Annotated in this window: 19 protein-coding genes and 1 pseudogene; 15 read left to right on the forward strand and 5 right to left on the reverse strand. The window is 72.0% G+C overall.

The annotated features are described in order from the left end of the window. Positions 1 to 163: 163 nt before the first annotated feature. Genes Y09_RS10815 through larB form a run of 3 tightly spaced genes read left to right on the forward strand, consistent with a single transcriptional unit; the run spans position 164 to position 3,196 of the window. Positions 164 to 1,516 (forward strand): lactate racemase domain-containing protein, encoded by a 1,353-nt coding sequence (locus tag Y09_RS10815; RefSeq protein ID WP_053917720.1) that lies wholly within the window; start codon positions 164 to 166, stop codon positions 1,514 to 1,516. Continuing rightward, positions 1,513 to 2,469 carry an ATP-dependent sacrificial sulfur transferase LarE gene (larE, locus tag Y09_RS10820; RefSeq protein ID WP_082358774.1) on the forward strand — a complete coding sequence of 319 codons (957 nt, stop codon included), beginning with the start codon at positions 1,513 to 1,515 and terminating at the stop codon, positions 2,467 to 2,469. Before Y09_RS10815 ends, larE begins: the two co-directional genes overlap by 4 nt. After that, positions 2,462 to 3,196 (forward strand): nickel pincer cofactor biosynthesis protein LarB, encoded by a 735-nt coding sequence (gene larB / locus Y09_RS10825; RefSeq protein WP_053917721.1) that lies wholly within the window; start codon positions 2,462 to 2,464, stop codon positions 3,194 to 3,196. Before larE ends, larB begins: the two co-directional genes overlap by 8 nt. Before the next feature lie 27 nt (positions 3,197 to 3,223). Here larB and Y09_RS10830 read toward each other — a convergent pair whose 3' ends face one another. Beyond that, positions 3,224 to 3,592 carry a type II toxin-antitoxin system death-on-curing family toxin gene (locus tag Y09_RS10830; protein ID WP_053917722.1) on the reverse strand — a complete coding sequence of 123 codons (369 nt, stop codon included), beginning with the start codon at positions 3,590 to 3,592 and terminating at the stop codon, positions 3,224 to 3,226. Next, positions 3,589 to 3,792 (reverse strand): CopG family transcriptional regulator, encoded by a 204-nt coding sequence (locus Y09_RS10835; RefSeq protein ID WP_053917723.1) that lies wholly within the window; start codon positions 3,790 to 3,792, stop codon positions 3,589 to 3,591. The genes Y09_RS10830 and Y09_RS10835 overlap by 4 nt, the downstream gene beginning before the upstream one ends. A 189-nt stretch (positions 3,793 to 3,981) precedes the next feature. On the opposite strand from Y09_RS10835, the gene Y09_RS10840 reads away from it, so the two are divergent. From Y09_RS10840 to Y09_RS10885, 10 genes are all read left to right on the forward strand, one after another. Beyond that, positions 3,982 to 4,587, forward strand: a complete 606-nt coding sequence (locus Y09_RS10840) for a TetR/AcrR family transcriptional regulator (RefSeq protein WP_053917724.1) — start codon at positions 3,982 to 3,984, stop codon at positions 4,585 to 4,587. Then, on the forward strand, positions 4,584 to 5,138 hold the full coding sequence (locus Y09_RS18235; RefSeq protein WP_082358776.1) for a multidrug efflux SMR transporter: 555 nt from the start codon (positions 4,584 to 4,586) through the stop codon (positions 5,136 to 5,138). Before Y09_RS10840 ends, Y09_RS18235 begins: the two co-directional genes overlap by 4 nt. Then, positions 5,135 to 5,455, forward strand: a complete 321-nt coding sequence (locus tag Y09_RS10850) for a multidrug efflux SMR transporter (RefSeq protein WP_053917725.1) — start codon at positions 5,135 to 5,137, stop codon at positions 5,453 to 5,455. The genes Y09_RS18235 and Y09_RS10850 overlap by 4 nt, the downstream gene beginning before the upstream one ends. Positions 5,456 to 5,514: 59 nt before the next feature. Further along, positions 5,515 to 6,111 carry a sugar O-acetyltransferase gene (locus tag Y09_RS10855; protein ID WP_234695702.1) on the forward strand — a complete coding sequence of 199 codons (597 nt, stop codon included), beginning with the start codon at positions 5,515 to 5,517 and terminating at the stop codon, positions 6,109 to 6,111. Beyond that, positions 6,108 to 6,860: a thioredoxin domain-containing protein gene (locus Y09_RS10860; protein ID WP_053917726.1), complete on the forward strand. Its 753-nt coding sequence runs from the start codon at positions 6,108 to 6,110 to the stop codon at positions 6,858 to 6,860. The genes Y09_RS10855 and Y09_RS10860 overlap by 4 nt, the downstream gene beginning before the upstream one ends. Before the next feature lies 1 nt (position 6,861). Then, positions 6,862 to 7,812, forward strand: a complete 951-nt coding sequence (locus tag Y09_RS10865) for a cytochrome c biogenesis CcdA family protein (RefSeq protein WP_082358777.1) — start codon at positions 6,862 to 6,864, stop codon at positions 7,810 to 7,812. Then, positions 7,809 to 9,065 (forward strand): PQQ-binding-like beta-propeller repeat protein, encoded by a 1,257-nt coding sequence (locus Y09_RS10870; RefSeq protein ID WP_053917727.1) that lies wholly within the window; start codon positions 7,809 to 7,811, stop codon positions 9,063 to 9,065. The genes Y09_RS10865 and Y09_RS10870 overlap by 4 nt, the downstream gene beginning before the upstream one ends. A gap of 138 nt (positions 9,066 to 9,203) precedes the next feature. After that, on the forward strand, positions 9,204 to 10,190 hold the full coding sequence (locus Y09_RS10875; RefSeq protein WP_234695703.1) for a LacI family DNA-binding transcriptional regulator: 987 nt from the start codon (positions 9,204 to 9,206) through the stop codon (positions 10,188 to 10,190). A 125-nt stretch (positions 10,191 to 10,315) separates the two neighbouring features. After that, positions 10,316 to 11,743 carry a glucuronate isomerase gene (uxaC, locus tag Y09_RS10880; RefSeq protein WP_053917729.1) on the forward strand — a complete coding sequence of 476 codons (1,428 nt, stop codon included), beginning with the start codon at positions 10,316 to 10,318 and terminating at the stop codon, positions 11,741 to 11,743. 14 nt (positions 11,744 to 11,757) lie between these two features. After that, positions 11,758 to 13,029 carry a mannitol dehydrogenase family protein gene (locus Y09_RS10885; RefSeq protein WP_053917730.1) on the forward strand — a complete coding sequence of 424 codons (1,272 nt, stop codon included), beginning with the start codon at positions 11,758 to 11,760 and terminating at the stop codon, positions 13,027 to 13,029. Positions 13,030 to 13,239: 210 nt separating this feature from the next. Here the strand turns inward: Y09_RS10885 and Y09_RS10890 are convergent, their stop codons facing one another. The 3 genes and pseudogenes from Y09_RS10890 to Y09_RS10900 all read right to left on the reverse strand — a co-directional run bounded on the left by Y09_RS10890 (position 13,240) and on the right by Y09_RS10900 (position 16,047). Further along, positions 13,240 to 14,058, reverse strand: a complete 819-nt coding sequence (locus tag Y09_RS10890; protein ID WP_053917731.1) for an AAA family ATPase — start codon at positions 14,056 to 14,058, stop codon at positions 13,240 to 13,242. Then, positions 14,055 to 15,452 (reverse strand): annotated as a pseudogene (locus Y09_RS10895) (Mu transposase C-terminal domain-containing protein). The gene Y09_RS10890 and the pseudogene Y09_RS10895 overlap by 4 nt, the downstream one beginning before the upstream one ends. 7 nt (positions 15,453 to 15,459) lie before the next feature. Further along, the gene (locus tag Y09_RS10900; RefSeq protein ID WP_053917732.1) at positions 15,460 to 16,047 is read right to left on the reverse strand and encodes a recombinase family protein; all 588 of its coding nucleotides are present in this window, start codon (positions 16,045 to 16,047) and stop codon (positions 15,460 to 15,462) included. 202 nt (positions 16,048 to 16,249) lie between these two features. On the opposite strand from Y09_RS10900, the gene Y09_RS16900 reads away from it, so the two are divergent. Further along, a complete protein-coding gene (locus tag Y09_RS16900) occupies positions 16,250 to 16,609 on the forward strand; it encodes a helix-turn-helix transcriptional regulator (RefSeq protein ID WP_006590980.1) in 360 nt (119 codons plus the stop codon). Then, positions 16,606 to 17,208, forward strand: a complete 603-nt coding sequence (locus Y09_RS10905) for a cadmium resistance transporter (protein ID WP_016997609.1) — start codon at positions 16,606 to 16,608, stop codon at positions 17,206 to 17,208. The genes Y09_RS16900 and Y09_RS10905 overlap by 4 nt, the downstream gene beginning before the upstream one ends. Positions 17,209 to 17,449 lie beyond the last annotated feature (241 nt).

The raw sequence follows: 17,449 nt of genomic DNA on the forward strand, positions 1-17,449 counted from the left end.
GCCAACGGTGCACCGCGTGGCGCCTTCCCCGGCGTCCCTCGGGAGTCCGCGAACACCCCGGGGCGGTTGCCGCTGGGGTCGGTGAACTCGAAGCGTCGGCCACTCCGTGGCAACAGCCGGGCCATCCTTGTCCCCGGCCTGGCCACAGCGCATAGTGGGAGCCATGAGCTTGACGACGGCGACCCAGCAGCCCACGATCCACCCGATCCCCCAGGGCCTGGCCGAACGGGCCGCCCTCCTCGGCGGCGCCGAGGGGATCCTCACCGACGAGCAGATCGCCGGCTTCGTCACCGAGCAGCTCGCCGGGCAGGACCTCGACGGCAAGAGCGTCTGCCTGATCATCCCCGACGGCACCCGCTCGGTCCCCCTCCCCAAGGTGCTGCCCGCGATCCACGACGCGCTCGCCGGCCGCGCCTCCTCCGTCACCGTGCTGATCGCGCTCGGCACCCACGCCGCGATGAGCGAGCAGGCCATCGACCAGCTGCTCGGCTCCACCGAGCGCGGCGCGAAGGCGACCTACCCGGACTGGACGGTCCTGAACCATGCCTGGGACGACCCCTCCCAGATCGCGGACCTCGGCGTCATCCCCGCCGAGCAGATCGCCGAGCTCACCGGCGGGCTGCTCACCGACATCCCCATGAACGTGCAGATCAACAAGCTCTGCGTCGAGTCCGACGTGAACCTGATCGTCGGCCCCGTCTTCCCCCATGAGGTCGTCGGCTTCTCCGGCGGCAACAAGTACTTCTTCCCCGGCTGCTCGGTGCACGACGTCATCGACATCTCCCACTGGGTGGGTGCGCTGATCACCGCCAGCCGCATCATCGGCACCCTCGGCATCACCCCCGTGCGCCAGCTCATCGACGCCGCGAGCGAGCTCATCCCCACCGAGAAGCTCGCCTTCACCATGGACGTCGCCGAGGGCGGAGCGGACCTCGGCGCGATCGCGTTCGGCGACCCGCAGGCCGCCTGGGCGGCGATGGCGAACATCTCCGCACAGACCCACATCACCTACGTCGAGAAGCCCTATAAGCGGATCGTCGCCCTCGTCCCGGAGATGTACGAGGACATGTGGACCGGCGCGAAGGGCTTCTACAAGTCCGAGCCCGTCTGCGCCGACGGCGGCGACGTGATCATCTACGCCCCGCACATCACCGCGGTCGCCGAGATGCATCCCGGCATCCGCGAGATCGGGTACCACAACATCGAGTACTTCACGAAGCAGTGGGATCGGTTCAAGGACCACCCCTGGGGCGAGCTCGCCCACTCCACCCACGTCACGGGCCTGGGCACCTACGACCCCGAGACCGGGGAGGAGAAGCAGCGCGTGAACCGCTACTTCGCCACCTCCATCTCCAAGGAGGAGACCGAGGCGCACAACGTGCTGTACATGGACCCTGCCTCCCTCGACATCGAGGCGCTGCGCGATAACCCCGACACCCTCGTGATCGACCATGCGGGCGAGGTCCTCTTCCGCCTCGCCTCCGAGCGCGACGGCGCCGCGGAGCAGAGCAGGTGACCTCCGTCCGCCAGCCCGTCCCGCTCACCCTCGGCACCGCCCCGCAGGCCCCCACCTCGCTGTTCGCGCCCGGCCATCCCGGCTTCGAGGTCGAGGCGATGAGCCCGGACGCGCTGGCCGGCGAGGCGCGCGAGCTCGCCGATGCGGTCTCCGCCGAGCTCGCGGGCGTGAGGAAGCTCGGCGTCGCCTACTCCGGCGGCGTCGACTCCGCGACCCTGCTCGCGCTCGCCGTGCGCGCCCTCGGCGCCGAGAACGTCGTCGCGCTGCTGGGCGTCTCCCCGTCCCTCGCCCGGCGCGAGCGGCGCCTCGCCCACCAGGTCGCGCGCGTGATCGGCGCGGAGGTCGTCGAGGTCCCCACCCACGAGGGCGAGAACCCCGACTACCAGAAGAACGACGCTGCTAGGTGTTTTCATTGCAAGGACGAGCTGTTCACCCGCATCGGCGAGGACGTCGTCGGCGAGCAGCAGCTCGACGCGGTCGCCTACGGCGAGAACGCCGACGACGCCACCCGCCACGACCGCCCCGGCGCCGGCGCCGCGACCCGGCACCGGGTGCTGCGGCCGCTGTCCGTCGTCGGGATGGCGAAGTCGCAGGTCCGCGAGGTGGCGCGGCAGCTGTCCCTGCCCGTCGCGGACAAGCCCGCCGCCCCCTGCCTCGCCTCCCGCATCCCCTTCGGGCAGGAGGTCACCCCCGAGAAGCTGCGCCAGATCGACGACCTCGAGGACGCCGTCTACGAGCAGGGCTTCAGCGACTGCCGGGTCCGCCACCACGGCGCCGTCGGCCGCATCGAGCTGCCCACCGAGGAGCTGCCCCGCGCGATGGAGCCCGCGATCCGCGAGGCGCTCGTCGCCGCCGGCAAGGAGACCGGCTTCCAGCACGTCACCATCGACCTCGACGGCATCCGCTCGGGGCTGTTCTCCCTGCAGATCGTCGGGAAGTCCGCGCGTGGCTGAGGCGCCGGCCGGCGGGACAGGACCGGCCGACGGGGCCGGGAGGGTCGAGGGCTTCCTCGACCTGGACCTCGACCGAGCCTCCCGCCGCGGCGCGCCCGAGGCCGTGCTCTGCGACGCGAAGTCCGTCGAACAGGTGCGCGAGATCGCCGCGACCTACGCCCGCCTCGCCGCCGAGGGCCGCGAGGACCTCGGACCGGTGCTGTTCACGCGCGCCGACGAGGCCCGCGCCGAGGCCGTGCTCGCCGCCCTGCCGGACGCCTCGCACGATCCGTCGGCCTGCTTCCTCGCCTGGCCCGCCGCGCCGCCCGCGCCGAGCGGCGGCCTCGTGATCGTGGCCTGCGCCGGCACGAGCGATCTGCCCGTGGCGCGCGAGGCGGAGCTCACCGCCCGTCACCTCGGCCGGCCCACGAAGCTCATCGCCGACATCGGCATCGCGGGGCTGCACCGCCTGCAGTCCCGACTGCCCGAGCTGCGGGAGGCGGCCTGTGTGGTCGTCGCCGCCGGGATGGACGGGGCGCTGCCCACCGTGGTCGCCGGGCAGATCCCCGCACCCGTGGTCGCGCTGCCCACCTCCGTCGGCTACGGCGTCGCCGCCGGCGGCGTCACCGCGGCGCTGACGATGCTGTCCGCGTGCGCGCCGGGCATCGGCGTGGTCAACATCGACAACGGCTACGGCGCCGGGCACCTCGCCGCGCAGATCGCCCGCTGGGCGCCTGCGCCGGAATGAGTCCGCGTCGCGGGAGCGCACCTCGGCTCAGTGCCAGGAACTGAGTGCTTCTGCCGCGTTCTCCAGGGGCATCTGTCCTGTGGCCACGGCGATGACCAGGTCGTAGGCCTCGTCGTCGGGCGCATCGAGGTCGACGCCGTTCAGTCCGAGGTAGACGACGACGGCCAGCCATCCCAGGCGCTTGTTGCCATCGAGGAGGGTGTGGTTGCGGACGATGGACTCGAGGAGCGCCGCGGCTTTCAGGTCGAGTCCGTCATAGGCGTCTGCGCCCCAGAGCGTAGTCGTGGGGCGATGTGTTGCGGACTCGAGGAGACCGACGTCGCGCACCGGGCCGACTCGGAGGTCGTCGACAAGTGTCAGCAGGTCCTCGAGGGTCAGATAGCGAACCGGAGTCACTGAGCGAGTCGGTCGAGGAGGTCGGCGTAGCGAGTGCGCGCACGCAGGGACAGATCCTGCACCGCCTTCTCGTGCCCCCGTCGGGCGGCTGCCTCGCGGATCGCGCGGACCGTGGCCTCCTGCCGGCTGATGCCCTCCTCGCGCGCGAGCTCGGCGAGGATCTTCTCGTCGTCATCCGTGAGTCGCAGAGTCATGGCCATGACGAGATGATACCGCTCTGGTATCACGCTGGACACCCCCGCCCGTCGTGAAGATCGCCCGCTGGGCCCCCGCGCCGGGGGAGTGAGCGGGAGCCGAGTCCCGGTGAGCGGGATCTCCGGTCGCCGCCCTTGCGTTACTTTCCCATCCGGTTGGTAAAGTAACCGGGTCGTCCTGATCCAGGAGGTGCCATGGCTCCCGCACGCCCCACCGTCCCCGCCGCCTCGGAACGCCCCGCGCACCGCCCCTCGGCCCGCGAGGCGATGCTCGACGCCGCCGAGGCCCATCTCGGCGAGGGCGGCACGCTCACCCTCGACTCCGCCGCCCGCGCCGCCGGCGTCACCAAGCCGGGGCTGATGTACCACTTCTCCACCAAGGAGCAGCTGCTCGGCGCGATCCTCGACCGGATGACCGCGCGCTACGAGCGCGAGATGCTCGCCCTGGTCGCCGCGCGCCACGGCGCCGAGATCGAGGACTTCGCCGAGGCGCCCGCCGAGCATCGCGTGCTCGCCTATCTCGACTGGGCCTGCACCGGCGCGATCGATGCCGCCGACCTGGTGATCTTCGCCGACCCCCACCTTCGGGTCACCCTCACCGAGCGCTGGGAGGACCAGCTCTCCCGCTGGCTCGGCCTCCCCGCCGGGGTCGACGCCGGCCGCGGCGCACGCCTCCTGGCCGTGCGGCTGATGGCCGACGGGCTCTGGTTCGACCGCGCCAGCGGACTGGACGTCGGCTCCGAGGGGCAGCTGGACCAGGCGCGCGAGCTCGCCCGAGACCTGCTCGGAGGTGGCGCATGACGACCTGGCTGCTGCTCGCCGCCGCGATCCTCTCCGAGGTCATCGCGACGCTCTCCCTGCGCGGAGCCCTCGACCAGTCGGCGCTGTACGTCGTCGTGGTCGTCGGCTACGTGCTCACCTTCGCCCTGCTCGCCCAGGTGCTCCGCCGCGGCATGGGCCTCGGCGTCGCCTACGGGCTCTGGGGCGCGATCGGGGTGGTGCTCACCGCCGGCGCGTCGGCCGTGCTGTTCGGGGAGTCGCTGGGCGCCCTGAAGATCAGCGGGATCCTGCTCATCGCGGCCGGCGTCGCCGTCGTCGAGCTCGGCTCCCAGCGGGCCCGCCGCGCCGAGGCCGCCACCGCCGCCGACGCCGGGGCGGGGGAGCGGCCGCACGGCGGACCCGGCCCGGTGCCGGTCGCCGCCGCCGACACGGCGGAGATCCCCGTCGAGGAGTGGCTCGTCGGCGCCACCTCCTACGGCTCCCGCGGCGAGGTCGAGCTGCTGCGCGAGCTCGAGATCCACGCGATCCCCGACGAGTCCGCAGGTGAGCACGAGGGGAAGGAGGCGCGATGAGCTGGCTGCTGCTCCTGGGCGCGATCGTCTTCGAGGTCGGCGCCACCCTCTCCCTGCGGATGTCCGCGGCGGGCGACCGACGCTGGTACCTGCCGGTGGTCGTCGGCTACCTGGCCGCCTTCGCCCTGCTCTCGGGCGCGCTCTCCGCCGGGATGCCGCTCGGCGTCGCCTACGGGATCTGGAGCGCCGTCGGGATCGTCGCCACCGCCGTGCTCTCCCGCATCCTGTTCCGCGAGCCGCTCACGGCGCTGATGCTCGGTGGCATGGGGATGATCGTCGTGGGAGTGCTGCTCGTGGAGCTCGGCGGGGTGCACTGACGGAGGGGTGCACCGACGGGGTGCGGCTCCCGGCCCGCGGGCCTGGGAGACTGGTCCCCATGACCCGTGACCAGGACGAGGCCGCCCCCGCGATGACCGAGCTCGAGAAGCTCGACGCCGGGCTCGAGTACTGCTTCGACGACCCGGAGGTCGCCGCCCGCAAGCAGGCCGCGCTGCTGGCCTGCCGGGAGCTCGACGCGATCGACCCGCGCGAAGCCGAGGCCCGCGATGCGGTGCTGCGCGCCCTGCTCGGCTCCTACGGCGAGGTGGTCGACATCCAGCCCGGGTTCCACTGCGACCACGGCGCCAACCTCCACGTCGGCGAGAACTTCCTGGCGAACTACGACGTGACCATCCTCGACATCGCCCCCGTGCGCATCGGCGACCACTGCATGATCGGTCCCGGCACCGTGATCTCCACCGTCGGCCACCCCCTGAGCGCCGCCGGCCGACGCGCCCACCTCGGGCTCGGCGAGCCCGTCACCCTGGGCGATGACGTGTGGATCGGTGCGCACTGCACGATCCTCCCCGGCGTCACGATCGGCAGCGACGTCGTCATCGCGGCCGGCGCCGTCGTCACCAAGGACATCCCCGACCACTGCGTCGTCGGCGGCGTGCCCGCGAAGGTCATCAAGCACCTGGACCCCTCCGCGTGACGGGCGGACCGGGCGGCGGGACCGCGCGGCGACGGCTCCGCCGCGGCGCGGTCCCCGTCGCGATCCTCGCCCTGGCCGCGCTGCTCGTCGCCGCCGTGCTCTGGCTGCGCCCCGCTGAGGACCGGCCGGCCGAGGTCACGGCGGCACCGGTCGAGCTCGCGGACCTCCCGCACCCCTCCGAGGTCGCCCGCCCCGACCTCTCCTCCGCCGAGACCCGCGACCCCGCGGACCCCCTGGCCGAGGGGCCCGTCGACGCGCCCGTCGTGCTCGTCGTCTTCACCGACTACCAGTGCCCCTACTGCGCCCGCTGGACCGAGGACACCCTGCCCGCGCTGCGCGAGCACGTGGACCGCGGCGAGCTGCGCATCGAATGGCGCGACGTGAACGTCTACGGCGAGGACTCCGCCCGCGCCGCCCGCGCCTCCCTCGCCGCCGCACTCCAGGGCCGCCACGCCGACTACCACCAGGCCCTCTTCGCGGGCGGCGAGGTGCGGCCCGCCGCCGAGCTCGACGAGGACTCCCTCATCGCCCTCGCCGAGGAGCTGGACCTCGACGTCGAGCGGTTCACCGCGGACCTCCGCTCCGAGGAGGTCGCCCGCACCGTCGAGGAGCACGCCGCCGAGGGCGTCGAGCTTGGCGCCGTGACCACCCCGTCGTTCGTCCTCGACGGCACCCCGACCGTCGGCGCGCAGCCCACCGAGGTGTTCCTCGAGCAGGTCGGGACGGCGCTCGAGGAGGCGGAGGCCTGACATGGGGATCAGCCTGCTGCCCGCCTTCCTCGGCGGCGCCCTCGCCCTGCTCAGCCCCTGCGGGGCGCTGCTGCTGCCCGGATATCTCGCCTCGACCGTGACCCGCCGCGCCGGCCTGCTCCTGCACGGCGCCGTGTTCTACGCCGGGCTGCTGCTCACCCTCGTGCCGCTCGGCGTGGGCGCCGGGGCGCTCGGCGGGCTCCTCGCCCAGCACCGCGCCGTGCTCGTCGCCGCGACCTCCGTGCTGCTCATCCTGCTCGGCGCGGTGCACGCCCTCGGGCTCCGCCTCGACCCCGCGCGCCTCCTGCCCGGCGCGGACCGGCTCCGCCAGGCCTCCGCCCGCGGCACCGGGCTGCCGCGCACCTTCCTGCTCGGCGCCGTCGGCGGCGTGGCCGGGGTATGCGCCGGGCCCGTCCTCGGCGCCGTCCTCACCCTCGCCCTCGGGCAGGGCGGGATCCTCCGCGCCGCCGTGCTGCTGGCCGCCTACGGCGCCGGCATGGTGGTGCCGCTGCTGCTGCTCGCCCTGACCTGGGAGAAGCTCGGCCCCCGCTCCCGGCGCCTGCTGCGCGGGCGGCCCTTCGCGCTCGGCCCGCTCACCCTGCACTCCACGACCCTGCTCACCGGGCTGCTCATCATCGCGCTCGGGGTCCTGTTCTGGACGACGAACGGGCTGATCTCGCTGCCCTCCCTCGTCCCGACGCGGGTGCTCGCGCAGTGGCAGGAGGGTTTGGCCCCGCTGAGCTCGACCGGGGTGCAGATCGCGGTGATCGCGGGCCTCGCGGCCCTCGCGCTGCTGCTGTGGTGGCGGGCCGAGCGGCGAGGCGCGGCGGAGTCGGCGGACAGGACGGCCGACGGCGCGGCGGGCGGCAGGACGGCCGACGGCGCGGCGGACGATGCGGCATCCGGTTCGGCCGACGGGACGGCGGGCCCGCAGGATCGGAGGGGCCGATGACCCTGCAGACACCGCAGACCCCGTCGGCCCCGCCGGGCACGACCTCCCGCCGCGGCCTGCTGCGTGCCCTCGGGCTCGGCACCGCCGGGCTCGGCGTCGCGGCGCTCGCCGCCTGCACCCCGGAGGCCGCGGAGGACGCGCCGACCCGCGCCGACGCTCCGCCGGTCCCCGTCGACCCCACGCCCGCCCTCCTCGGCGAGCGGGCGACCGTCGTCGACCCGACCACGCTGCGGCTCCCCCTCGAGATGCTCGTGATGATCGTGGTCGAGCCCGGGTGGACCGCCGCCCCGCAGCAGCTCGACGGGATCTTCCTGGGCCACCGCCGCGACGGCGACGCCGTGCGCTTCACCGCCGTCGACCAGGACGGCACCGCGCTGTGGACCGCCCGCCGCCCCCTCGGCTGCGAGGCCGCGGTCCTCACCCGCGACGACAGCGCCCGCGCCGTCGCCGTCCTCACGGACCGCACGGCCGACGGCGTCACCACCCTGACCGGATACCGCCTGCGCGGCGCCGAGCAGCTCTGGGGGCCCGTCGCCGTGCCCGGTCCGCCCGTCGGCCCCGGGCTCCTGGTCGCCGCGGCCGACGGCTCCGGCCGCGCCGTCCTCGACCCCGGCACCGGCGGGACCGCGCAGGCCGAGGCCGATCTCGCGGGCGGCCGGCTCCTGGCCGAGCATCTCGGCACGGTGCTGCTCGTCGACGGCGAGGAGCTCGTCGCCCGCGACGTCCCCTCCGGCACGGAGCGCTGGCGGATCCCGGCACCCGAGGGACTGGACCTCGCGACCTCGGAGGTCTCCGGCCGGATCGACCCGACGACCTCCCACGCCGTCCTCGTCGGCCCCGACGGGACGGGCGCGCTGCTCGACCTCGCAGGCGGCCGGGTCCTCGCGGACGGGATCACCGCCGCCGCCCACGACCACGCGATGGACACCACCGTGGTCACCGCCGGCCGCACCGTGCGCGGCCTCGCCGCCGACGGCACCGAGACCTGGCGGCACGACGACCCCGAACAGCTCGTGCTGATCGCCGCGGGGGAGCGCCTCGCCTACGCCCAGCGCCCCGAGGAGGGGACCCTGGTGGTGCTCGACACCTCCCAGGGGCAGATGGTGAACCCGTACGATGTCGACCTCGAGGGGCCGCTGGCCGTGCCCGAGCTGTTCTCCGCCGACGCCGCGACCTCGGTCCACGTCGAGGACACCCGGTACCTCGTGACCACGACCCTCGACGAGGGGTACGGGATGCGGGAGCGGTCCTGAGAGCCGCCCGGACGGGGCGGTTGCCGCCGGTTGCCCTTCCGTGAGGGTGAGATCTGCCGAGGACAGCGGGCGCGCGGCGCCCCCGAGGACAGCGCCCGGTGGGCGCGGGACGGAGCCGGCCGAGTGGCGGACGCGCGCGTGACGATCTACGACGTCGCCAAGGAGGCAGGTGTCGCCCCCTCCACCGTCTCGCGCGCCTTCTCCCGCCCCGGCCGGGTCAGCGCCGCGACCCATGCCAAGGTCATGGCGGCCGCGAAGGTCCTGGACTACCGCACCTCCGCCCCGCCCTCGCAGGAGCGCGCCCACCGCCACCAGCGCCTCGGCATCGAGGTCCCGGACCTCACCAACCCCTACTTCGCCGAGCTCGTCTCCGGCATGCAGGAGGCCGCCCAGGAGCAGGACTTCCTGCTGCTCCTGCTGGACGCCGTCGAAGACGAGGCGCGCGAGCGCGCGAGCCTCGAGAGTGCCGTCAACGTCGTCGACGGGATCGTGCTCTCGGGCACCCGGCAGTCCGACGCGATGCTCAACCACCTGTCGAAGCGCATCCCCGTCGTCGTGATGAACCGGCGCGTGGCAGGCCTGGATTCCGTCACCCCCGAGTTCGAACACGGCATGGGCCAGGCGATCGCCCACCTGGCCGAGAACGGCCTGCGCACCGTCACCTACGTCGCCGGGCCCGTGAACTCGTGGTCAGACGGGGAGCGCTGGCGCGCCGTCCGCGTCGCCGCCCGCCGGGACGGGATGCAGATCCAGCGCCACGGCCCCTTCGCCCCCACCATCGCGGGCGGCGAGCAGGCCTTCGAGGAGATGCGCGACTCCCTGCCCCATGCGGTGATCTGCTACAACGACCTGGTCGCCTTCGGCTTCCTGGTCTCCGCCCTGCGCGCCGGCATCCGCGTGCCTGAGGAGCAGTCGGTGATGGGGCACGATGACATCCAGCTCTCCCGGCTCGTCGGCGGCGGGCTCACCACCATCGTCAGCCCCAAGCGCGCCCAGGGCCGTGCCGCCGTCGAGCGCCTCATCCGCCGCATCGAGAACCCTTCCGCCCACCGCACCCCGGTCGAGGGTTCGCTGCCCGTGCGGCTCGTGCCCCGCGGCAGCACCGGACCGCGCGAGACCCCCTGAGGCGGCGCGCCCGACGCGGTCCCCGGCCGCTTGCTGGGGCGCCGATCAGTCTGATGGAGGGCGCTTTCCCCGGCAACCCGTGACAACCGTCCGACGCTCTCGCGAAAGGTTGCGAGGATGGCCGCATGAGCAACGACGCCTTCGTCCCGCACCCCGACCGACTCCTGCCCGCGGACCCCGCCGTCCGCGAGATCGCGCGCAGCCTCTACGAGCTGGAGAAGGACCAGCCGATCGTCTCGCCCCACGGGCACGTCGATCCGCGCCTCCTGCTCGACGACGAGCCGTTCCGCGACCCGACCTCGCTGTTCATCACCCCTGACCACTACGTCAACCGGCTGATGCACGCCCGCGGCGTGGACCTCGCCGACCTCGGCGTGGCCCAGGGCCCGCTGGACGAGAAGGCCTCCCGCAGGGCCTGGCACCTGCTGGCCGAGCACTGGCACGCCTACGCCGGCACCCCCTCGCGCTACTGGATGGAGCACGAGTTCTCCGAGGTCTTCGGCCTGGAGACCGTGCTGAACCCGCGCACTGCCGACGCGATGTACGACGAGATCGCGGACAAGCTCACCCGCCGCGAATTCCGTCCCCGCGCCCTGTTCGACCAGTTCAGGATCGAGGTCCTGGCGACCACCGACGACCCGGTCGACGACCTCGCCCCGCACGACGCCCTCGCCGCCGACGCCTCCTTCACCGGCCGCGTGATCCCCACCTTCCGGCCCGACAAGTACCTCGAGCCCGCCCGCGCCGACTTCCGGGAGCTCGCCGACGCCCTCGGCGAGGCCGCCGGCGTCGACACCGGCACCTACGACGGCCACCTCGAGGCGATGCGCACCCGCCGCCTCTACTTCCGTGACCACGGTGCGGTCTCCTCCGACCACGCCCACATCGATCCCGGCACCGAGCGGCTCGCGATCGAGGACGCCCGCCGCCTCTACACCGCCGCGCTCGAGGGCACGATCGGGGCCGACGAGGCCGTCGCGCTGCGCCGCCACCTGCTCGCCGACCAGGCCCGGCTGGCCGCCGAGGACGGGCTCGTGATGACCCTCCACCCGGCCGTCTCCCGCAACCACTCCGACGCGATGTTCGAGAAGTTCGGGGCGGACGTCGGCTTCGACATCCCCGTCGCCGTCGACTACGTCCACCACCTCCGCCCCATGCTCAACGACGTGGGCCACGCGGAGAACTTCCGCACCGTGCTGTTCACGATCGACGAGACCGTGTTCTCCCGCGAGATCGCGCCGCTGGCCGGCGTGTACCCCTCGGTCTACGCAGGGGCGCCGTGGTGGTTCATCGACTCGCCCGACGCGATCCTCCGCTTCCGCCGCGCCGTCTCCGAGACCCTCGGCTACACGCGCACCAGCGGATTCATCGACGACACCCGCGCCTTCTGCTCGATCCCGGCGCGCCACGACATGTCGCGCCGCATCGACGCGACCCACCTGGCAGGCCTCGTCGCCGAGCACCGCATGCGTCTCGAGGACGCCGTCGAGCTCGTCGCCACCCTGCCCACCCAGCAGCCTCGCGAGGTCTTCCGCCTCGGCGAGTCCGCGTGAGAGGAAACGCCTTGATGAACGCTCCCGCCCCCTCCGACGTCGGCCGTCTGGTCCACCTCGGCATCGGCAACTTCGCGCGCGCCCACACCCTGCAGGCCACCGCCGTGGCCGGCGGCTGGTCCGTCGTCGCCTTCACCGGCCGCTCCGCCGGGATGGCCGATGCGCTCAACGCCCAGGGCGGCAGGTACGGCCTGATCGTGCGCGGCCCCGAGGCCGACGAGGTCAGCGTGCTCGACGTGATCGACGAGGTCCACCCCGCCGCCGACGTCGACGCCCTGGTCGCCCTGCTCGCCGACCCCTTCACCACCGTGGTCACCCTGACCATCACCGAGAAGGGCTACTCCGCCGGCTCCGACCCCGCGACCTCCGCCCCGGCCCGCATCGCGCTGGGGCTGAAGGCCCGCCGCGAGGCCGGCGTCACCGAGCCGATCGCGCTGGTCTCCTGCGACAACCTCACCGGCAACGGCGAGGTGCTCGGCCAGGCCGTCCGCGCCGAGCTCGACGAGGAGACCGCCGCCTGGTACGAGGACCACGTCGACGTCATCTCCTCCATGGTCGACCGCATCACCCCCTCGGCCGACGACGGCGCCGCGGACACCGTGCGCGAGCAGATCGGCTTCGCCGACGCCGTCCCGGTGGTCACCGAGCCCTTCACCGAGTGGGTCATCGAGGACCGCTTCCGCGGCCGCCGCCCCGAGTGGGAGAAGGCCGGGGTGCGGTTCACCGACGACATCGAGGTGCACGAGCGCCGCAAGCTGCGCCTGCTCAACGGCGCCCACACCCTCATGGCCTACGCCGGCCAGGTCGCTGGCGTCACGCGCGTGGACGAGGCGATCGGCCACCGCGAGGTGCGCGCCCTGGTCGAGCAGCTGTGGAGCGAGGCCCGGGAGACGCTGCCGCTGCCGGCCGACGAGCTCGACGCCTACACCTCCGCCCTCGAGGAGCGCTTCCGCAACCCGCGCCTTGCCGACAACCTGATCCGCATCGCCGCCGACGGCACCGCCAAGCTGCCCGTGCGGGCGCTGCCCGTGATCGCCGAGCTCGGCGGCCCGGACAAGGCCCCCGGCGAGGTCGCGGCCGTCGCCGCCTGGACCGCCTGGGTCACCGACCGGGTGCGCGCCGGGCACGAGGTGCAGGACCCGAAGAGCGCCGAGATCGCCGAGGCAGCCGGGATCCAGGACGCGACCGAGCGAGTCACCGCCCTGCTCGCCCTGCTCGACGTGGCCGCCGGCGACCCGCTGATCGCGGCTGTCGTCGCCGAGGAGCAGCGCCTGCCCCGGCCCTGAGGCCCGGGTGTTTCGGCTCCGGCCGGACCTGACGCCCCGCGGACCTGTTCCGCGGGGCGTCGTGCTGTCCGTGCGGTGCGCCTGAGACTCAGTGCGCCAGGTCCTGGCCGCTGCCGGGCTCTCACTGACACAAGGGCTTCCCACGCCCCTGCTCTGGTCTGTGACTTCGTCTGCTGAATGGCGGGGTTCTTCGGTCGCTTCGTGGCGGGGTCAGGTGACACCGATGACCAGGGTGCTCTGTGCGGCTTCGATGACGTCGTTGGTGATGGTGTCGAGTTCGTTGATCTTCAGGACCCGCTGGATCTGGGGGAAGAGGCGTTCGAGGAGCCGGAAGTTGCCGCGGGTGATCCGTGCGATGGCTGCGATGGCTTGGGCGTCGGTGAAGTCGTCGGGGTCGAGGGTCTTGCCGAGGGATCGCCAGTGTCGCTCGAGGACGAACAGCAGTTCGTCTTGTCCCAGGGGCCGGTACTGGTGGGCGAAGCCGACTCGGCTGTAGAACTGGGGGTAGTGGCTGAACTGCTTCTCCAGGCCGGGCATGCCGATCAGGATCGGGGCGATGCCGTCGCGGTCGTAGCGATCGCGCAGCAGTTCCAGCGCGGCGGGACGCAGTCGTTCGGCCTTGTCGACGATGATCAGCTCCACGTAGTTCCTGCCGTGTCGCCATCCCCAGGCCTCGGGAGTGGCCGTGCCGGGAGGTACGAGGTGCTGCTCGATGCACATGTTGGTGCGGGTGATGGCTTGGGTCAGCTCGTCCTTCAGGGTCCGCGGGGTGGTCAGCACGCTGGGGGTGTAGAGCACGGTGCGGCTCCGGTTCAAGGCGGCGTAGATCTTGGCGTCGTTGTCGGAGCGCGGCACCCAGTAGGTCAGCAGGTCATGAGCCTTCTCGTAGTGTGCGTAGCGGCGCGCGGAGAGTGTCTTTCCTACGCCGGCTGATCCGAAGCACAAACCGATGGTGTGCCCGCGGCGCACGGCGTCGGCGAGCTCGGTGAAGCGGCGGTGCTCCCTGGTGACGATGAAGCGCTGGCTCACCTGAGGTCCTCCTTGTAGATCTTCAACGCCGACCTCGGCGCCGGAGCCGGTGCTTCGGTGATCCGTGGTGTCTCGGTAGGTGCGGCCACGAGGGCGATGCGTTCGTTGATGCCGGCTCGCAGCGCCCGGCGGCGGGCGTTGCGCGCGGCCTGGATCTCCTAGAGGCTGACCTTCTGGTCGTAGTGCTCTTGGTTGACGGGCTTGCAGACGAATTCGTCGTGATCGAAGACGCGGATCTCGGTGATGTCGCGGGGGTCGTAGCGGATCACGACCGAGCGTCCGACGTAGCCGGCCAGAGTTGGCGAGACGTAGCCCAGGCCCTGGAAGCGGATGCCATCGCGGCGGACGACGCGGGTCTTGGCGACGGTCAACAGCAGTCCGTCGAGGTCTTCCAGGCTCTCGGGCATTCGGGGCAGCCAGCCATCGGCGATCCACGCGCTGCGCGGGGAGGTTCCGAGCTCGCTGTGCGTGCGGTCGTTGTAGGTGGCCACGAACGCCTCCAGGGCGCTATCGAGGGCGGCCAGGGACAGTTTCGGTGTCGGCCAGGGGTGCCCTTCGGTGATGTGTCCGGGCAGGGTGGCGAGTAGCTCGGTGTTGATGGTGCCGAAGAACCGCTCGATCTTGCCCCGTCCCTGGGGTCGGGCGACGGCGGAGTGGATCAGTCGGATGTGGAGGTCGACGGCGGTGTGGGCGAGCTGGCCACTGGTGAAATCGCTGCCGTGGTCGACGTAGAGCACGTCGGGCAGGCCGCACATCGGCCAGGCCGGGTCGGTCTTGTGCCAGATCGCTTGGCGCAGCGCCAGGGCGGTGTTCATCGCCGACGGTGCGCCCAGGAAGACTGTGTAGCCGCAGACCGCCCGGGAGCAGTCGTCGAGGATCGTTGTCAGCCATGGCCGTGCGGGCTTGCCGTCGGTGCCCGCCACCAGGATGTCGAGCATGGTGTGATCGGATTGCCACATCGCGTTGGGCAGCTCTGCTTGCCGGCGTAGCACCAGCTCGTGCTTGTCGCGGTAGGACGCTGCGCCCTCCAGGGCGAGGGTGACCATGCCGGGATCCAGGGTCCGCACGATGTCCCACGCCACCGAGTAGGAGGGGACCGGCCACCTCCGGGCGGCGCAGATGCCCCTGACTTTGCGATGGATCGTGGCGATGGCCGGCCGCGGCTTGCTCAGTGCCAGGCCCTCGATCAGGTCGACGAGGTCGGGCGGAAGGCGGCGGGAGCCGGCGTCCTCCCGTGAGGCTGGCTCCAGTCCGGCGTAGCCGTCGGCGCGGTAGCGGGCGTGCCAGCGCTCCAGGGTCCGCAGCCCTACATCGGTCTCGCGAGCTAAGCGCGCGAGGGGCACCTGGTCCTCGACGTGGAGCCTGAGGATTCGCCACCGCGCTCGAGCGTCCACGACGCACCTACTGCAAGGCGTTCTCGCGCCCGCGCTCGGCGCGCTGAAGGGCGCGGTAGACCGTGGAGCGGCCCACGCTGAACAGCGCGGCCAGCTCGCCCACGGTGTGCTCGTCGGCGGCATGTAGCTGGACGAGGTGACCTTCTTGCCGGGGGGTGAGTTTCGGTGACTTCCCGCGCAGCCGGCCCTTGGCCTTGGCGACCTTCATCCCCTCGCGGGTGCGGGCACGGATGAGGTCGGCTTCGAACTCGGCGACCATCGCCAGCACGTTGAACAACAGTCTCCCCATCGGGTCGGTCGGGTCGTACACCGATCCGGCGATGCTCAGCTTCACTTCCCGCGCCGCGAGGTCGTCGGCGGTCTGGTGGGCATCACGGACTGAACGCGCCAGCCGATCGAGCTTGGTGGCCACGAACGTATCGCCGTCCCGACAGGCAGCCAGCGCCTGCCGCAGGCCCTCACGGTCGGCGTTGCGGCCCGTGAGCCCGTGATCGACGTAGATGCGCTTGGGATCGACGCCGAACGCCGCGAGTCCGTCACGCTGCGCGGTCAGGTCCTGCTCGTCGGTGGAGACTCGGGCATAGCCGACCTTCAAGGGGGACTTGCTCCCCGGTGTGTCATATAGCCTCCCTTCACCGGACAGTTCACCGGACGGGTCTTACGGGACAGCCCGCCAGGCGTGCCGTCGTTCCTCTCGATAAGTAACGGTGGTGTTCGGTGAGGGTTCCCCTTACGGGCATGCGATCTGGGCTGACGGCTGTGACCGAGTATTCAGTTCGTGCTGTACAGTTCAGTCCATGCTGACTATTGCTTCGCGTCTCGACGTGATGAACCGCCTGGGTCGTGCACTGGCCGACCCCACTCGATCCCGGATCATCTTGACCCTGCTCGACCATCCCGCTTACCCGGCGGAACTGGCCCGAGATCTGGACCTGACACGCCCGAACGTGTCCAACCACCTGGCATGCCTGCGCGATTGCGGGATCGTCGTCTCCGAGCCCGAGGGTCGTCGGACACGATATGAGATCGCCGATTCGCACCTGGCGCAGGCGCTGACGGCACTGGTCGATGCCACCCTGGCAGTGGACGAAGACGCCCCGTGCATCGATCCCGCCTGCTCGCTTCCCGGATGCGACGCAGCTGGGGAGGGCGCATGATCCTCACCTCGGTCTTGCAGGCGATGGGCCTGTTCGCAGCGACCAACATCGACGACATCATCGTGCTCTCCCTCTTCTTCGCGCGAGGGGCAGGCCAGCGCGGCACTACCGCCCGCATTCTGGCCGGCCAGTACCTCGGATTCGCCGGCATCCTCGGTGCCGCGGTCCTGGTGACCATCGGCGCCGGAGCATTCCTGCCCTCGGCAGCCATCCCGTACTTCGGTCTCATCCCTCTGGGCCTCGGCCTCTGGGCTGCATGGCAGGCCTGGCGCGGAGACGATGACGACGATGACGACGAGGCCAAGGTTGCCGGCAAGAAGGTCGGCGTGTGGACAGTCGCAGGCGTCACCCTTGCCAACGGCGGCGACAACATCGGCGTCTACACCCCTGTCTTCCTCAGCGTGGAACCTCTCGCAGTAGTCGCCTACTGCATCGTCTTCCTCGCGCTCGTCGCGGTCCTGGTGGCCCTGGCAAAGTTCGTCGCCACCCGCCCCCCGATCGCCGAAGTGCTCGAACGCTGGGAGCACATCCTCTTCCCCATCGTTCTCATCGGCCTCGGCATCGTGATCCTCGTCAGCGGCGGAGCCTTCGGACTCTGACGTAGCGGCAGCGATCCAAACGGCCCCGACCGGGCGCACCCCTCTCGGTTCAGACCGCGACACCTACCTGCAGCCAGTCCTGCGTGATCGCGGCAACAAGACCGCCACGGAGCGTTGCCAAACCCCGCCACCAAGCGAACGAAGCCACAGCTCTGGTCCACGCCGTGCCCGGGGTGGGTGGTGATGGCGCATGGCGTTCCACTACGCCTATATGGCGGTTTCAGATGATCACTGCATCGGT

Origin of the sequence: Brachybacterium sp. SW0106-09 (assembly GCF_001293905.1) — a bacterium.
Taxonomy (GTDB): Bacteria; Actinomycetota; Actinomycetes; order Actinomycetales; family Dermabacteraceae; genus Brachybacterium; species Brachybacterium conglomeratum.

Excerpts from the sequence above, each read along its gene's own strand:
- Y09_RS10815 (WP_053917720.1), top strand. The coding sequence starts at position 164 with ATGAGCTTGACGACGGCGACCCAGCAGCCCACGATCCACCCGATCCCC.
- Y09_RS10835 (WP_053917723.1), bottom strand. The coding sequence starts at position 3,792 with ATGGCCATGACTCTGCGACTCACGGATGACGACGAGAAGATCCTCGCC.
- Y09_RS10840 (WP_053917724.1), top strand. The coding sequence starts at position 3,982 with ATGGCTCCCGCACGCCCCACCGTCCCCGCCGCCTCGGAACGCCCCGCG.
- Y09_RS18235 (WP_082358776.1), top strand. The coding sequence starts at position 4,584 with ATGACGACCTGGCTGCTGCTCGCCGCCGCGATCCTCTCCGAGGTCATC.
- Y09_RS10850 (WP_053917725.1), top strand. The coding sequence starts at position 5,135 with ATGAGCTGGCTGCTGCTCCTGGGCGCGATCGTCTTCGAGGTCGGCGCC.
- Y09_RS10855 (WP_234695702.1), top strand. The coding sequence starts at position 5,515 with ATGACCCGTGACCAGGACGAGGCCGCCCCCGCGATGACCGAGCTCGAG.
- Y09_RS10865 (WP_082358777.1), top strand. The coding sequence starts at position 6,862 with ATGGGGATCAGCCTGCTGCCCGCCTTCCTCGGCGGCGCCCTCGCCCTG.
- Y09_RS10870 (WP_053917727.1), top strand. The coding sequence starts at position 7,809 with ATGACCCTGCAGACACCGCAGACCCCGTCGGCCCCGCCGGGCACGACC.
- uxaC (WP_053917729.1), top strand. The coding sequence starts at position 10,316 with ATGAGCAACGACGCCTTCGTCCCGCACCCCGACCGACTCCTGCCCGCG.
- Y09_RS10885 (WP_053917730.1), top strand. The coding sequence starts at position 11,758 with ATGAACGCTCCCGCCCCCTCCGACGTCGGCCGTCTGGTCCACCTCGGC.
- Y09_RS16900 (WP_006590980.1), top strand. The coding sequence starts at position 16,250 with ATGCTGACTATTGCTTCGCGTCTCGACGTGATGAACCGCCTGGGTCGT.
- Y09_RS10905 (WP_016997609.1), top strand. The coding sequence starts at position 16,606 with ATGATCCTCACCTCGGTCTTGCAGGCGATGGGCCTGTTCGCAGCGACC.